Origin of the sequence: Streptomyces spiroverticillatus, from assembly GCA_014650415.1 — a bacterium.
GTDB lineage: Bacteria > Actinomycetota > Actinomycetes > Streptomycetales > Streptomycetaceae > Streptomyces > Streptomyces spiroverticillatus.
Map to the genome: position 1 here is coordinate 68,254 of BMUX01000012.1, position 15,227 is coordinate 83,480.

General features: G+C 72.3%; 13 protein-coding genes. 4 read left to right on the top strand and 9 right to left on the bottom strand.

Annotated features, from left to right (window positions below):
• Window positions 1–250 precede the first annotated feature (250 nt).
• The gene (locus IE269_RS28250; protein ID WP_189826004.1) at window positions 251–2,593 is read right to left on the bottom strand and encodes an ATP-binding cassette domain-containing protein; all 2,343 of its coding nucleotides are present in this window, start codon (window positions 2,591–2,593) and stop codon (window positions 251–253) included.
• A gap of 262 nt (window positions 2,594–2,855) precedes the next feature.
• Entirely contained in the window at window positions 2,856–3,869 is a 1,014-nt protein-coding gene (locus IE269_RS28255) for an MsnO8 family LLM class oxidoreductase (RefSeq protein WP_189826005.1), read from the bottom strand.
• Between the two features lie 70 nt (window positions 3,870–3,939).
• Between IE269_RS28255 and IE269_RS28260 the strand changes: the two genes are divergently transcribed.
• The gene (locus IE269_RS28260; protein ID WP_189826006.1) at window positions 3,940–4,428 is read left to right on the top strand and encodes a phosphatase domain-containing protein; all 489 of its coding nucleotides are present in this window, start codon (window positions 3,940–3,942) and stop codon (window positions 4,426–4,428) included.
• A gap of 119 nt (window positions 4,429–4,547) precedes the next feature.
• The gene (locus IE269_RS28265; RefSeq protein WP_229898315.1) at window positions 4,548–5,816 is read left to right on the top strand and encodes an extracellular solute-binding protein; all 1,269 of its coding nucleotides are present in this window, start codon (window positions 4,548–4,550) and stop codon (window positions 5,814–5,816) included.
• Between the two features lie 100 nt (window positions 5,817–5,916).
• Here IE269_RS28265 and egtD read toward each other — a convergent pair whose 3' ends face one another.
• Genes egtD through egtA form a run of 4 tightly spaced genes read right to left on the bottom strand, consistent with a single transcriptional unit; the run spans window position 5,917 to window position 10,275 of the window.
• The gene (gene egtD / locus IE269_RS28270; protein WP_189826007.1) at window positions 5,917–6,879 is read right to left on the bottom strand and encodes an L-histidine N(alpha)-methyltransferase; all 963 of its coding nucleotides are present in this window, start codon (window positions 6,877–6,879) and stop codon (window positions 5,917–5,919) included.
• Window positions 6,876–7,631: an ergothioneine biosynthesis protein EgtC gene (egtC, locus tag IE269_RS28275; protein ID WP_189826008.1), complete on the bottom strand. Its 756-nt coding sequence runs from the start codon at window positions 7,629–7,631 to the stop codon at window positions 6,876–6,878. Before egtC ends, egtD begins: the two co-directional genes overlap by 4 nt.
• Window positions 7,631–8,971 (bottom strand): ergothioneine biosynthesis protein EgtB, encoded by a 1,341-nt coding sequence (gene egtB / locus IE269_RS28280; RefSeq protein WP_189826009.1) that lies wholly within the window; start codon window positions 8,969–8,971, stop codon window positions 7,631–7,633. Before egtB ends, egtC begins: the two co-directional genes overlap by 1 nt.
• Window positions 8,968–10,275, bottom strand: coding sequence for an ergothioneine biosynthesis glutamate--cysteine ligase EgtA (gene egtA / locus IE269_RS28285; protein ID WP_189826010.1), 1,308 nt, complete (start codon window positions 10,273–10,275; stop codon window positions 8,968–8,970). Before egtA ends, egtB begins: the two co-directional genes overlap by 4 nt.
• Window positions 10,276–10,515: 240 nt before the next feature.
• Between egtA and IE269_RS28290 the strand changes: the two genes are divergently transcribed.
• On the top strand, window positions 10,516–11,334 hold the full coding sequence (locus IE269_RS28290) for a TIGR02452 family protein (protein ID WP_189826011.1): 819 nt from the start codon (window positions 10,516–10,518) through the stop codon (window positions 11,332–11,334).
• A gap of 14 nt (window positions 11,335–11,348) precedes the next feature.
• Here the strand turns inward: IE269_RS28290 and IE269_RS28295 are convergent, their stop codons facing one another.
• The gene (locus IE269_RS28295) at window positions 11,349–11,831 is read right to left on the bottom strand and encodes a type II toxin-antitoxin system PemK/MazF family toxin (RefSeq protein ID WP_438817641.1); all 483 of its coding nucleotides are present in this window, start codon (window positions 11,829–11,831) and stop codon (window positions 11,349–11,351) included.
• 97 nt (window positions 11,832–11,928) lie between these two features.
• On the opposite strand from IE269_RS28295, the gene IE269_RS28300 reads away from it, so the two are divergent.
• On the top strand, window positions 11,929–12,948 hold the full coding sequence (locus tag IE269_RS28300) for a glycosyl hydrolase family 18 protein (protein WP_189826013.1): 1,020 nt from the start codon (window positions 11,929–11,931) through the stop codon (window positions 12,946–12,948).
• Window positions 12,949–13,058: 110 nt separating this feature from the next.
• Here IE269_RS28300 and IE269_RS28305 read toward each other — a convergent pair whose 3' ends face one another.
• Both IE269_RS28305 and IE269_RS28310 read right to left on the bottom strand, forming a co-directional pair.
• Window positions 13,059–13,754, bottom strand: coding sequence for an alpha/beta fold hydrolase (locus IE269_RS28305; protein ID WP_189826014.1), 696 nt, complete (start codon window positions 13,752–13,754; stop codon window positions 13,059–13,061).
• 88 nt (window positions 13,755–13,842) lie between these two features.
• A complete protein-coding gene (locus IE269_RS28310; protein WP_229898316.1) occupies window positions 13,843–15,093 on the bottom strand; it encodes an MFS transporter in 1,251 nt (416 codons plus the stop codon).
• Between the last annotated feature and the right edge of the window lie 134 nt (window positions 15,094–15,227).

Genomic DNA, 15,227 nt, shown 5'->3' on the forward strand with positions numbered 1-15,227 from the left:
CGGGAGGCGCCCCGAGGGCCCTGGGGCTGCGCGCGCCCCGCGTGGAAGGTGCGGGCAGGGGCCGGTGTCCGGGTGGGCCCGGATCGGGCGGGCCGCCCCCTTGCCCGCCCGTTCCGCCCCCGGGGGGCGGCCCCGCCGCCCAAGGGGGCTCGACGGAAAGGGAGNACGGAAAGGGAGGGCCGGCCCCGCCGCCCAAGGGGGCTGGGGAAGAGGGGGAAGGGGAACGGGGTGGCTTCGTAGCTCCGCGCCCCTAAGCCCCTCCGGTGAACTCCCTTGCCAAGTAGGGGGCGGTCCGGCTCTCCCCAGAGCCGGCCACCTCGCGCGGGGGCCCCGCCGCCACCACGCGCCCACCCGCGTCGCCACCCCCCGGCCCCAGGTCGATCACCCAGTCCGCCCCCGCGACCACGGACATGTCGTGCTCGACCACGACCACCGTGTTGCCCGCATCGACCAACCCGTGCAGCTGCCGCATCAGAACAGCGACATCCGCCGGATGCAGCCCCGTCGTCGGCTCGTCCAGGACATACACCGTGTGCCCCCGCCGCGTCGTCGCCCGCTGCAACTCACTCGCCAGCTTGATCCGTTGGGCCTCGCCCCCGGACAGCTCCGTCGCAGGCTGACCAAGCGTCAGATAGCCGAGCCCCACGTCCAGCAGGGCACGCAAACTGCGAGCCGCGGCGGGTGATTCGGCGAAGAAATCCGCCGCCTCCTCCACCGTCAGCCCCAGCACCTCGGCGATGTTCCGCCCCTGGTGGGTGACCTGGAGGGTCTCCGGGTTGTAGCGCGCACCCTGGCAGTCCGGGCAGGGCGTGTACGTACTGGGCAGGAAGAGCAGTTCCACCGAGACGAACCCCTCGCCCTGGCAGGTCTCGCACCTCCCGCCCGCCACGTTGAAGGAGAACCTGCCGACCTTGTAACCGCGCGCCTTGGCCTCGGGCGTCTCCGCGAACAGCTTGCGCACCACGTCGAAGAGACCGGTGTACGTGGCCAGGTTGGAGCGCGGCGTGCGCCCGATCGGCTTTTGATCAACCGTCACCAGGCGCTGCACACCCGGAAGTTCCTCGCTGATCGAGGCGGCAAGCGTGGACTTGCCGGAGCCGGACACACCGGTGACGGAGGTGAAGGCACCCAGGGGGAGCTCGGCCTCCAGGGCATCGAGATTGTGCCGGGTGACCGGGCCGAGCTTCAGCCATCCGGACGGCTCGCGCACCTCTCGCACCGGCACAGGCTCGTGGGCGAACAGATAGGGCCGGGTCACGGACTCCGCCACCTCGGCGAGCCCCGCCGGGGGGCCGCTGTGCAGGACCCGCCCGCCGTGCACGCCCGCCGCAGGGCCCACGTCCACCAGCCAGTCCGCCCGCCGGACGATGTCGAGGTGGTGCTCGACGACGAAGACGGAATTGCCTGCGGCCTTGAGCCGGTCGAGGACCACGAGGAGGGCCTCCGCGTCGGCGGGGTGCAGACCGGCGGACGGCTCGTCCAGGACGTACACGACACCGAAGAGCCCCGACCGCAACTGCGTTGCCAGGCGCAGGCGTTGGAGCTCGCCGCCGGACAGGGTGGGGGTGGTGCGGTCCAGGCCGAGGTAGCCGAGACCGAGTTCCGTGACGACGGCGATGCGGGCGCGCAGGTCGTCGGTCAGGACGCGGGCCGTCTCGCCGGTGCCGCCTGTGGCCAGGACGCCGTCCAGTTCGGACAGGGGGAGTGCGGCGAGTTCGGAGATCGTACGGCCCGCGAAGGTGACGGCGAGGGACTCCGGGCGCAGCCGGCGGCCCGCGCAGGCCGGGCACGGGTCGCTGGTGAGGAAGCGCTCGGCCTTGGCGCGCAGGGACTGGCTCTTGGTGTCGGCGAAGGTGTGCAGGACGTAACGCTGGGCGCTCATGTACGTGCCCTGGTAAGGGCGTTGGATGCGGCCCGCGTCGCGCACCGGGTGCACGGTGACGACCGGCTGCTCGTCCGTGAACAGGATCCAGTCGCGCTCCTGCTGCGGGAGGTCGCGCCACGGCTTGTCGACGTCGTACCCGAGGGTGTCGAGGACGTCGCGCAGGTTCTTGCCCTGCCAGGCGCCGGGCCAGGCGGCGATGGCGCCCTCGCGGACGGACAGCGAGGGGTCGGGCACCAGGAGGGCTTCCGTGGTGCGGTGGACGAGTCCCAGGCCGTGGCATTCCGGGCAGGCACCGACGGCGGTGTTCGGCGAGAACGCGTCGGAGTCGAGGCGCTCGGCGCCCTCGGGGTAGTCGCCCGCGCGGGAGAAGAGCATGCGGAGCGAGTTCGAGAGGGTGGTGACCGTGCCGACCGAGGAACGGGAGGAAGGGGCCGAGCGGCGCTGCTCCAGGGAGACCGCCGGGGGCAGGCCGGTGATCTCGCCGACCTTGGGCGCGCCGACCTGGTGGATGAGGCGGCGGGCGTACGGGGCCACGGACTCGAAGTAGCGGCGCTGGGACTCGGCGTACAGGGTGCCGAAGGCGAGGGAGGACTTGCCGGAACCGGAGACGCCGGTGAAGACGACGAGGGAGTCGCGGGGGAGGTCGACGTCGACGTCGCGGAGATTGTGCTCGCGGGCGCCGCGCACGTGGATGAAGGGGTCGTGCATGGAGGCTCCGAGGGGGCAGGGTCGGTCTATATGGGGCCAAACGCCCCAATCCTAGGCCCCCGGGTGCCACCCTCGCCCTGAGGCCCTTGGAAGGCCGGCGCCGGCACGGCGGTGCCGCTGGGGCGATGCAGGCCCGTCGGAGGGCGGCACGGGACCGGACCCGGTGGAGGCTCATGCGCCCGTCGGAGGCCGGTGCGGGTTCGTGTCCGGGGGATGCTCACACCCCGTCGGAGGGCGGCGCAGGGGCATGCCCGGTGGAGGCTCACGCCCCCGTCGGGGTGAAGAGCTCCGCCAGATGACGGTAGGAGGCCAGTAGCCCCGCCCGGTCGTGTGTGCTCGTCGTGACCAGGACCTCGTCCGCCCCGGTCGCGCCGATGACCTCCTCCAGGGCCGACGCCACCTGCGACGGGGTGCCGTACAGGTGGCCCTCCAGGCCCTTCTCGTAGAAGTCGCGCTCCTTGGGCGGCATCGTGCCGGACCGGACGAGCTCCTCGATCCGCTCGGCCGGCGGCAGCGGCGGGAAGGTGCCCTGCGTGCGGGAGTGGGCCATCGACCACGCCTCCGGGATCAGGAGGAGGCGGGCCTCGGACTCCGTGTCCGCCACCGCGACCGTTCCGGCGATCGTGACGTAGGGGCGCGAGGACCAGATCGAGGGGCGGAACTCCGCCCGGTAGCGGTCCACCGCGGCCAGGAGTTTGGACCGGCCGCGCAGGTCGCCGATGACGACCGGCAGCCCCGCCGCCGCAGCGATCGACGCCCCCTCGCCGATCGCCAGGACGAACGGCGGCACCCGCATCCCCTCCGCGGGGTACGCGTGCACGGGGCCGTTGCCCGTGAACCACCTAAGGAGCGCGTCCAGTTGGGCCGCGAAGCCCTCCGCGTCGCCCTTGTCGCGGCCAAGTGCCCTGCGTACACCGTCCGTGAAGCCGACCGACCGGCCCAGGCCCATGTCGATCCGCCCCGGGAAGAGCGCCTCCAGGACGCCGAACTGTTCGGCCACCACCAGGGGTTGGTGGTTGGGGAGCATCACGCCGCCCGTCCCGACGCGCAGGGTCGTGGTCGCCGCCGCGACCGCTGCGGCCAGTACCGTCGGCGCCGATCCGGCGACCCCGGGCACGCTGTGGTGCTCGGACACCCAGAAGCGGTGGTAGCCGAGCGGCTCCAGCTGCTGCGCCAGGTGCACCGTGTCGCGCAGGGCCTGGGGGCCGTCGGAGCCCTCGCGCACGCGCGAGCGGTCGAGTACGGAGAAACGGGTCCGGGAGATCACTGTGCTCACACCAGGGTCAACGCGCGACGGGCCGGAAGATTCCCGAACGGGTGCGCGAGGTGCTGCCTAGGCTGGGGGAATGACCGACAACCGCCCCCCTCTCGCCGTCTTCGACCTCGACGGCACCCTCGCCGACAGTGCCCACCGGCAGCACCTCCTGGAGCGCAGGCCCCGCGACTGGGACGCCTTCTTCGCCGCCGCCCCCGCCGACCCGCCCCTCCCCGAAGGCGTCGCGCTCGCCCTGCGCAGCGCCGAGGACAGCGAGGTCGTCTATCTGACCGGCCGGCCCGAGAGGTGCCGCGCGGACACCGTCGCCTGGCTGGCCGCCCAGGGGCTGCCCGAGGGACGGATCTGGATGCGCGCCAACCACGACCGGCGGCCCGCCCGGCAGACCAAGCTGGAGGTGCTGAAGCGGCTGGCGCGCAACCGTGAGGTGCGGATGCTCGTCGACGACGACCTGCTGGTGTGCGACGCGGCGGAGCAGGCGGGTTTCACCGTCGTACGCGCCCGTTGGGCGGCCTCCTCGCCCGCGATGAAGGACGCCCAGGGGGCTCAGGGGAGGACGTGAGACGTACCCGTGGTGAAGAGGGAGTGTGGAGGGTTCGTGGTGGCCGAAGTGCAAGAAGTGCCCGGTAACCCCTTGACCGCACCGATTGGTCCATGCCAATTTCTTGAAGCGTGAACCTTGTGCCACAGCGAGTAACCTCCGCCTCCCTAGCCACCGTCCTGTCCGCAGCCCTGCTCACCGGCTGCGGGATGCTCGGCTCGTCGTCCGCCGAGGAGAAGACGCGCACCGTCACGGTCTGGCTGATGGAGAACAGTGCGTCCCCGGACTTCCTCAAGAAGTTCACGGCCGGCTTCGAGGCGGAGAACCCGGGGCTCAAGCTGGACATCCAGATCCAGCCCTGGGGCGGCATCGGACCGAAGATCATCAAGGCCCTGCAGAGCCCCACCCCGCCCGACGTCATCGAGGTCGGCAACACCCAGGTCGCCCAGTACGCCGTCGGCGGCGGCCTGGAGAACCTCACCCTGGAGGCGATGCGCGACCTCGGCTCCGACGACTGGCTGCCCGGTCTCGCCGAGCCCGGCAGCATCAACGACGCCCAGTACGGCATCCCCTGGTACGCCGCGAACCGCGTGGTCGTCTACCACAAGGACCTCTTCGAGCAGGCCGGCATCAAGGAGCCGCCCGCCGACCGCGAGGAGTGGCTCCGCGACACCCGGAAGCTCAACTCCGGCGGCAACCAGGGCATTTACCTCGCGGGCCAGGACTGGTACACGCTCTCCGGATTCGTCTGGGACGAGGGCGGCGAACTCGCCGTCGAGAGCGGCGGCCAGTGGACCGGCGCCCTCGACAGCAAGGCGGCGCTCGCCGGAATGGACTTCTACAAGAAGCTCCAGGCCCTCGGACAGGGTCCCAAGGACGCCGACGAGGAGCACCCGCCGCAGCGCGGGGTGTTCGGCAAGGGGAAGGTCGCGCAGATCATCGCCACCCCCGGCACGGCCAAGCTCATCGAGGAGAAGAACCCGGAACTGCGCGGGAAGATAGGTTTCTTCCCCGTCCCGGGCAAGTCCGCGAAGCGCCCCGGCACGGTGTTCACCGGCGGTTCCGACCTGGTCGTCCCGCGCGCCTCCGACCAGCGGCGGGCGGCCGTCAAGGTGGTGTCGGCGCTGGCGGGCGACAAGTGGCAGGTGGAGCTGGCGCGCGCGATGAACTACGTGCCCAACAAGTCCAAGCTCGCGTCGGCCGTCGGCGGCGAGGAGGGCGTACGGACCATGGCCAAGGGTGCCAAGTACGGTCGCGCCACCCCGTCCTCGCCCAAGTGGGGTGACGTCGAGGCGAACAACCCGATCAAGCCGTACATGACGAAGGTGCTGGGCGGCGCCGACCCGAAGACCGCAGCCAAGGAGGCCTCGCGGAGCATCACCACCACGCTCCAGAAGGTCGGCGAGTAGCGGGGCGCGGGCGGGGCGCCGGCCGATGAAGCCGGTGCCCCGCCCGTGTCCGGGGCGCCTACCGACGGGACCCGTGCCCCGCCCGCGTCGGGGGGGGCTCCTAATCCGGTACGGACAGCGACAGCGCGAAGCGGCCCTCGCGGTCCGTCCACCAGTGCTTCAACTCCATTGCGGCAGAGGCCAGTTCCTCCCGTACGCCGTCCCTGCGGAACTTCGCGGACACCTCCGTCCGCAACTCCTCGCCCTCCTCGAAGGCGACCGCGAGACCCAGCTCGCGGATCTTCACCGTGAGCGCGGACCGGGCCCGCAGCCGCATCTCGATCCACTCGTGCTCGGCGTCCCAGCACGCCACGTGCGCGAAGTCGGCCGGGTCGAAGTCGGCGTCCAGCTCCCGGTTGAGGACGGACAGGACGTTCTTGTTGAACGCGGCGGTCACCCCCGCCGCGTCGTCGTACGCGGCCACCAGCGTGGACTCGTCCTTCACCAGATCGGTGCCGAGCAGCAGCGCGTCCCCCGGCCGCAGCAGGGCCCGCAGCGACTTCAGGAACACCGCCCGCTCTTCGGGCAGCAGATTGCCGAGCGTGCCGCCCAGGAACGCCAGCAGCCGGGGCCCCGGCGTTCCCGGCAGGGTCAGCCCGCGCGTGAAGTCGGCTATCAGCGCGTGCACGGTCAGCGCCGGGCGCTCGGCGAGCAGCCCGTCGGCGGCGGAGGTCAGCGCGCTCTCGCTCACGTCGACCGGCAGATAGGTGTGCAGCTCCGGCAGGGCGTCGAGCAGGATGCGGGTCTTCTCCGAGGAGCCGGAGCCCAGTTCGACGAGGGTGCGGGCCCGGGTGACGTGCGCGATCTCGTCGGCCCGCGCGCGCAGGATCTCCCGCTCGGCGCGGGTGGGGTAGTACTCGGGGAGCACGGTGATCTGCTCGAAGAGGTCGCTGCCGTGCGCGTCGTAGAACCACTTGGGCGGCAGCGACTTCGGGGTGCGGCCGAGGCCCTGGAGGACGTCGGTGCGCAGGTCGGCGGCGGTGGCGTGCACGGGCAGGGTGCGGGTGACGGAGTACGGGCTCACGCGGTGGGCTCCTTGAGCGGGGTCAGCAGGACGTCCGTGCGGGTGGCGGCGAGCAGCGTGCGGTCGGGGACCTCGACCCAGTGCGGGTCGTCGTCGTACGGCTCGGAGGCGACGACCGTGGACCGGCCCGGATCGGCCAGGTACCAGAGGGTGTCGCCCCAGGCCGTCGCGGTGACGGCGGTGCCGTCGGTGAGCAGGACGTTCAGCCGGGACCCGGGCGCGGCGGCGGCCACCTGAAGGACCGTGTCGGCGAGCGCCTGCCCCAACTCCGCACCTGTGCGCAGGCGTTGGAGGGCGAGTGCCCACACCAGTGCCGAGTCGCTGCGGGCCTCCAGGGTGAGCAGCGCCTCGGCGGGCAGCCCGGCTGCCGCTCCGCCCAGCGAGGAGGGCCAGCCGCGTACCGCCCCGTTGTGGCTGAACAGCCACGGCCCGGCCGCGAAGGGTGCGGCGGCGGCCTCCCCGTCGGCCCCCGGCTCGGTGGCGTCCCGCACGGCGGCCAGGACCGCCCCGGACCGTACGACCCGGGCCAGGTCGGGGAAGTTGGCGTCGGCCCACATCGGGCCCGTGCGCCGGTAGCGGGCCGGCACCGGATCGCCCTCGGCGTACCAGCCGACGCCGAAACCGTCCGCGTTGACCGTGCCGTGCTTCTGGTGCAGCGGCGCCCACGCCTGCCGGTACAGCCCGAGCTTCGGGCCCACGATCAGCTCGTGCAGGGGTATTTCCGGCCCGAGGAAAGCCAGGTGACGGCACATCAGAGCTCGCCCTCCCCGGCGTCCCGTGCCGTGCGGAACCCCGCGAAGATCTGCCGGCGCACCGGCAGGTCCCAGTTGCGGAACGTGCCCCGGCACGCCACCTCGTCCACCGCGAAGGAGCCCCCGCGCAGCACTTTGTGACCGGGCCCGAAGAAGACTTCCGAGTACTCGCGGTACGGGAACGCCGCGAACCCCGGATAGGGCAGGAAGTCGCTCGACGTCCACTCCCACACATCGCCGATCAACTGCCGTATCCCGAGCGGTGATTCACCCGCTGCATAGGCTCCCGCCGGTGCCGGGCGCAGGTGCCGCTGCCCCAGGTTGGCGCGCTCCGGTGTCGGGTCCGCGTCGCCCCACGGATAGCGCAGCGACCGCCCGGTCGCCGGGTCGTGCCGGGCGGCCTTCTCCCACTCGGCCTCCGTCGGCAGCCGCCGCCCCGCCCAGCGGGCGTACGCGTCGGCCTCGTACCAGCTGACATGCAGGACGGGTTCCTCCAGGGGTACGGGCTCCACCACCCCGAAGTGCCGCCGCAGCCACTGTCCGCCCTCCTGGCGCCAGAACAGCGGTGCCTCCAGCCCGTGTTCACGGACCGTGGCCCACCCCTCGGACGCCCACCAGCGGGCATCGGCGTAGCCGCCGTCCGCCATGAACTCCAGATAGGCACCGCAGGTCACCGGAGTGGTGTCCAGGAAGAAGGACGGCACGAAGGTGGCGTGCGCGGGCCGCTCGTTGTCCAGCGCCCACGGCTCGACGGAGGTGCCCATCGTGAACGGGCCACCGGGGACGAGGACTTCGTCCGGCAGCCGCCTCGCGGTCTCGGGTGCGGGTGGCGGGGGAGCGGTCAGGGCGGCGGGGCCGCGCCGTAGCTGATGGGTGATCAGCATGGTTTCGTCGTGCTGCTGTTCGTGCTGGGCGATCATCCCGAACGCGAAGCCCGCGTCCACCAGCGGAGCCCCCCGCAGCGGACTTCCCTCCAGTACGTCCAGGGCCCGTCCGCGTACCTCGGCCGCATACGCGCGGGCCTCGGCGGGCGCGAGCAGCGGCAGGGTCGGCCGGGTGGCACGCGGGTGCTCGAAGGCGTCGTACACCGAGTCGATCTCCGGGCGCAGCGCCTCGCGCCCGCCGACGGTGCGCAGCAACCACTGCTCCTCCTGGTTGCCGATGTGCGCCAGGTCCCACACCAGCGGAGACATCAACGGTGAGTGCTGGGCGGTCAGTTCACCGTCCTCGACGCAGGAGGTGAGCAGTTCGGTGCGGCGGCGTGCGTTCGTGAGCGCCATGACGGCGCGGCTGCGAAGCCCCTCGGAGTCCATGTCCAGGGGCTGAGCGGTGTCGGTCATCGAAGGGGTTCCTCACCGGGGTCGGGGAAGGAGGGTGCCGCCGGGCCGAGCCCGGCGTCCAGCAGGTCGTCCGCCGGGCAACGGCCACGCACCACGTAGCGCCGTACGTACGCATCCACCGCGTCCTGTACGGCCGGCGGCGCGCCCAGCCGGGGCAGGGCGTCCTGCGCGGCGGCGAAGCAGGTCACGGCGGCCGCATGCAGTTCGGCGTCCGCCAGTCCCTCGCGGGCGGCGGTTTCCCAGAGCGGGTTGCGCGGAGCGGGGCATGAACCCGCCCTGCCAGCAAGGGAACTGACGGCCTGCCAGGCGGTCTCGGTGGCCTGCGGGTCGTCGAAGAGGGCGGCTGTCACGGCGAGCGGGACCGCCCAGCCGTCCTCGCCGGGCTGCGCGTCGATCATCCGCAGCTCCAGGTGCCCCTGCGGGCGCACCGGCGGGAACAGGGTCGTCAGGTGGTACTCCAGGTCGGCGCGGTCGGGCGCGCGCGGGGCCCGACTGCGGGTCCACTCCCGGAAGGTCAGCCCCTCGGGCACCTCCCAGGGCTTGCCCTCCTCGGCCCGTACGCACAACACCGGTGCGTCCAGGGCCCGCCTGGCCCAAGCGGTACGCGGCTCGTCGCCGGTCGGCGGGGCGAGGGTGCGGCCCGCCTCGATGTCGCCCCACAGGGCCTGCCGGTGCGACCGCCACCCGGTCCGACTTCCCTGGTCGTAGGGCGAGTTGGCGAAGGAGGCGGCGAGCACCGCCCCCAGCAAGTGGGCCAGCGCCCACCGCCTGGCCAGGCTCTGCGGCCCCGGGCCCTCGTGCCCGGCGTCCACGCACACCTGGATCGACGCCGAGGAGCACATCATGGTGCGGCCCGCAGGACCCGCACGGTCGAGGGCGGTCTCCATGGCGTCGTACCGGGGCTCCCGCAGGAAGCGGCGCGGCGGCTGCCACGGGTCCTGGCCGAATCCGGCGAGCGCCAGACCCAGGTCCCCCAACGCCCCGCGCACGGCGGCGAGATCGGCGGACACGGAGTCCAGCAGCTGGGTGAGGGAAGCGGCGGGCAGTGAGCTGAGCTCCAACTGGCCACCGGGTTCGACGGTGAGCCCCGACCGCAACGGCAGCTTCCGGGCGGCCTCGTGGGCGGCGGCGAGACGCTCGCGCGCGACGGGCAGATGCGGGGCGCCGGCGTCGTGGACGAGCCATTCGAGTTCCACGCCGAGCATGCGGGGCGGGCCCGTCTTGAAACAGATGCAGCGCAGCAGATCCGCCGCCTCCGTCTCCGTGATGGGCGGCCCCTCGCCGGTCAACTGGGCTGTGGGCATGGACAGTTCCTCCTCCGCAACACGGGAATCCCTCTCTTGTTCACTCGGACGGCCGCTGCCCGGCTGTGTCTTCTGCGCTCTTTGGATCCGGACACAGCAGACCACCCAACCCACACTCCGGGCCCCGCACAAGAGGCACCTTTTGGCCGTGCGCGCCACCGTGAACCCCCGCCTCCGCTTCCCGTGGATCCCGCTAAATCCCGTTGCGGCACCCCTCGTCCGGCCCGCACGATCACCTCCGTGAGTGCACGTATGCGCCAAGTGGCGCGAGAAACCGAGAACATCGCCACCGCCGGGCAGTACACCTGCCCCCGAGGGCGGAACGTATCCATCGCCGCCGAACTCGCCGAGGCCGTCGCCGGAACCCGCATGCACGGCCCGGAACCGGTGCCGGCCGAGCCCGCCGCCGACCGGACCACCGTCTTCGAGGTGACCGCCGAGAGCAGCACCGAAGCCGCCCGCCGCCTGACCGGCGAGGCCGCCGACCCGGTCGCCGTGCTCTGCTTCGCCTCCGCCCGCAACCCCGGCGGCGGCTACCTCAACGGGGCCCAGGCCCAGGAGGAGGCGCTCTGCCGGGCCTCCGCCCTCTACACCTGCCTGCTGCGCGCCCCGGAGTTCTACGCCCACCACCGCGCCGAACGCGACGTGTTCTACACCGACCGCGTCATCCACGCCCCGGGCGTCCCCGTCTTCCGCGACGACCGCGGCGCGCTGCTGTCCGACCCGTACCGGGTCGGCTTCCTGACCTCGCCCGCCCCCAACGCCGGGGTGATCCGCCGCAACGACCCCGCCCAGCAGCACCGCATCCCGCAGGTGCTCGCCCGCCGGGCGGAGAGAGTGCTGGAAGTCGCCGTCGCGCACGGCTACCGGCGGATCGTGCTCGGGGCCTGGGGCTGCGGCGTCTTCCAGAACGACCCCGACACCGTCGCCGGGGTCTTCCGTGAACTCCTCACGGGGGACGGCCGGTTCGCCGCCCACTTCGAGCGGGTGACCCTCGCCGTGCTCGACCGCACCGGCAAGGGTCCCGCGCTCACCGCGTTCCGTACCGCCTTCGCCTGAGCCTCCCTGGGGGCTCAGCCGCGCCAGCCGTACCGCTCGCCGAGCCGCCCCGTCACCCGGTCGAACCTGTCCCGGTCCAGCGCGCACGCCTCGCGCCGCATGCCCTCCTCGTGCACCCGCAGCACCCGGTCCAGGTCCACCCACGACTCGCGCCCCGCACTGTCCCAGGGGCCCGCACCGATCGGCAGCCACTCCCGGTCGTGGTCGTGCCGCTTGCTGGAGAGCCGCACCGCGAGCAGCGTGCCCGCCTCCTCGCGGGCCACCACCAGCACCGGACGGTCCTTGCCCCGCCCGTCGTTCTCCTCGTACGGCACGAACGTCCATACGATCTCGCCCGGATCGGGGTCCCCGTCGTGCTCGGGCGCGTACTCCATGCGCACCGGCCCGATGTCGTACGGCTCGACCTCCACCGTCGCGGTCGGCCCGCAACTGCCGGGAAGGTCGGTGCGCCGCTCCGGGTCGCTCTGCCTGGTCTGGTCGTCCAGTGAAGTCGTCACGCGAGCAGCGTAGGGGGTCACGGGCGCCGGACGCCGGATGCGGCCGACCGGCCCAGCGCACGGCGCGTGCCGGGCGCGGCGGCCCGAGGCTCGGCCCATGAACGTAACCCTGCCCGCTCTGTTCGTCGCTCTCGGGCTCGTCGCGGCCGTGCCGCCCGCCCCCGAGGCTGCGCCGCCGCGGACCTCCTCCGCGTGGCTGCCGTACTGGGACCAGGAGACGGGCTACCGCGACGCCCTCGCGCACGCCGAGCAGCTGCACACCGTCAGCCCCTTCTGGTACCAGGCCAAGGCCGCCGACCGTGTCGACCCGCACTACAGCGCCGAGGACACGCGCATCGTCGACGGACTCCACAAGGCCGGGATCAAGGTCGTGCCGACCGTCATGGAGACCCTCCCCGCCGGAGCCCTCGCCGCGATCCTCACCGACCCCGGGCGCCGCGCCACCCACCTGCGCACCCTCCTCGCGGTCGCCGAACGCGGCGACTACGACGGGCTCGAACTCGACTACGAAACCATCGCGCCCACCCCCGAACCCGCCTACCGCAAGGTGCGCGCCGGATACGCCGCCCTCGTCACCGACCTGTGCGCCGCCCTGCACAAGAGGGGCAAGACGTGCGCCGTCGCGGTCACCCCGCAGACCGACGGCAGCGGCCGCATCTGGGACTACCCGGCACTGGGCAGGGCCGCCGACCGGGTGCGGATCATGGCGTACAACCTGCACTGGGAGGGCGGGGAGGCGGGCCCGTTGGCCACCCCCGCCTGGTACGACCGCATCCTCGCCCACGCCACCTCCGTCATCCCCCGCGCCAAGATCGAGACGGCGTTGCCCGCGTACGGCTGGGACTGGACGCCCGGAGGCCCCACCAAGCACGTGACCTGGAAGGAGGCCGAGGCGCTGCGCAAGCGCACCGGTGCGCCGTACCGGCTCGACCCGGACGCCGGATCACCTCACTTCACGTACGAGGAGAACGGGCGCGAGCGCACCGTCTGGTACCAGGACGCGCGCGGGGTCGCCGCCCATCTGCCGGTGCTGCGCAAGCACGGGATCACGCAGACGGGGCTGTGGGCGCTGGGGTTCGAGGACCCGGGGGTGTGGAAGGTGCTGGCGGGGGGATGAGCCGTCCGCGCAAGGGGGATGAGCCGTCCGCGCACAGGGAAGCGGCCGGCCCCCCTGTGCAGGGGACCGGCCGCTTCGTCTCTCACCACGAACGTGGACTAGACCATGGACTAGATCCAGCCATCCAGCGAGGCCATGAAGCCGTCGAAGTCGTCGCGCTGGATCGTGTGGCCCGCACCCGTCACCGTGCGCACCTCGAAGCCGCGCTCGCGCAGCAGCGCGGCCCGCTCCTCGTTGATGATCATGCTCGGGTCGGCGAGCTGCACCAGCGACGGAACGACCGGCTTCGCGGGCAGCAGGTCGCGGCCCTTCAGCGCGGCCAGACCGAGCGCGCTGGCCTCGTCCCAGAGCGCCAGCGTCGCCAGCTCCACGTCGACGTCCTCGTCGGCCCAGCGCGGGTTCATCCCCGCGACGACCTCACGCGTGGCGGACTTGAACTGGACGAAGACCTCCGGGCCCATGCCCTCGGGCAGCTCCAGGTGCCACGCCGGGTCGGAGTACACCGCGCGCTGCGGACGCAGCCGGTCCACGGCGAGGGAGAGCGTGAGGCCGCCCAGCGAGTGGCCGATGGCCAGCTCCGCGCCGCCGGGGAGCGTCTCGACGAGGTCGTCGGCGAACTCCTCGGGGGTGTAGGAGTCGGCGCGGTCGCTCAGGCCGTGGCCGCGCAGGTCCACCGCGATGACGCGGTAGCCCTCGTCGGCGAGCGCGGGGCCCACGGTGCGCCAGGCGCGGTGGTCGGCCATGATGCCGTGGATCAGTAGGGCGATGCGGTCGCCCTCGCCCCAGGTGTGGGTGTTCAGCTGCACGTGCGTGCCTTTCCAGGGTGGGGGGCCTTGTGGGCCGTTGTACGTCTTCGGGGCGGGCCGGTCGTGGACCGGCCCGCCCCGAAGTGGATCACCGGACGCTGCGGATCGGATAGACCGCGAGGGCGCCGAGCAGGGAGAGGACTGCGGCGACCAGGAAGAGCGCCGTGTACCCGCCGGAGAGCTGGACCACCAGACCGGCGACGAACGGGGCGGCGATCTGCGGACCGGCGTTGGCGACGTTGAGGATGCCCATGTCACGGGCGGCGTCCTCGGACTTCGGCAGCACCATCGTCACGAGCGCGGTGTCCACGGCCATGTAGCAGCCGAAGCCCAGACCGTTGATCGCGCCGAAGATCAGCATCGCGGTCCAGCTGGAGGAGAGTGCCGGGAAGATCATGGCGACGGCGGCCAGCAGGGCGGAGACCGCGACGAACAGCTTGCGACGGTTGTACTTGTCGGAGAGCCAGCCGCCCAGGACGGTGGAGATCACGGAGGCGAACGAGTTGACCATCGTCAGGATCGCGGCGGCGGCCGGGGCGTCCATGCCCGCGGGCAGCTTCGTGTGGTCCTGGAGGATGTACAGCTGGAAGCCGAGGACACCGAAGTAGCCGAGGATCAGCAGCGCACGGCCGATGAAGGCCCAGCGGAAGTCGTGGTTGGCGAGTGCGCTGGCGAAGGACTTGGCCTGCTCCTTGAACGGCACCGGGGGCTTGCCCGGGCGGCGCTCCTCCTTGGCACAGGCCGTGAAGATCACGGCGGCCACGGCGACCATCGCGCCGAACACCAGGTAGCCGGTGCGGTAGCTGTCGGAGACGGCTGCGCCGACCAGTGCGCCGATCGTCGAACCGATCGGGATGCCGAGGCCGACGGCCGCCGAGGCCTTGCCGCGCGAGGCCACCGGGATGCGGTCGGGGACCACCGAAGTGAGCGCCGCCTGGTAGAAGTTCATCGCCGCCTGGCCGAGGCACCAGACGATCGTGACCAGCAGGACGGTGTTGACGCTGCCGAGCAGTGCCATCACCGCGAGGGCGCCGATGCCGCCGCCCAGGATCCAGGGGTTGCGGCGTCCGGAGCGGTCGGACAGCGCACCGGCTATCGGGTTGAAGATCGTCGCGAAGACCGCGGAAACACCGGAGACGACGGTCATGTTGCTGACCTTGTTCGCCGGGTCGATGCCGGCCACCTGAAGGGCCAGCACGAAGCCGGGAACGCCGATGTACAGGGCGTACATGACCGTGTTGCCGAGAAGCAGCAGCGGCAGCAGCCCACGAGTGGGGCGGGGCGCCTGAGCGGAGTCGGTAGCGGCTGCAACGCCGGTGCCGGGGGAGGAAAGGGCCACGCTGCCCTCCAGTGTCAAGAGAACGGTGAATGGGATGAGGGGTGGGCTCCGGACGGGGAAACGGAGACACGGGTTCCGTGAAGGGATTCCGTGAGGGGTTCCGTGGCCGAAGCTCCGAAAGCTAAGGTGACACG

Bases quoted from the DNA above. Each gene is read 5' to 3' on its own strand.
- IE269_RS28250 (WP_189826004.1), bottom strand. From the start codon at position 2,593: ATGCACGACCCCTTCATCCACGTGCGCGGCGCCCGCGAGCACAATCTC.
- IE269_RS28260 (WP_189826006.1), top strand. From the start codon at position 3,940: ATGACCGACAACCGCCCCCCTCTCGCCGTCTTCGACCTCGACGGCACC.
- egtC (WP_189826008.1), bottom strand. From the start codon at position 7,631: ATGTGCCGTCACCTGGCTTTCCTCGGGCCGGAAATACCCCTGCACGAG.
- egtB (WP_189826009.1), bottom strand. From the start codon at position 8,971: ATGACCGACACCGCTCAGCCCCTGGACATGGACTCCGAGGGGCTTCGC.
- egtA (WP_189826010.1), bottom strand. From the start codon at position 10,275: ATGCCCACAGCCCAGTTGACCGGCGAGGGGCCGCCCATCACGGAGACG.
- IE269_RS28300 (WP_189826013.1), top strand. From the start codon at position 11,929: ATGAACGTAACCCTGCCCGCTCTGTTCGTCGCTCTCGGGCTCGTCGCG.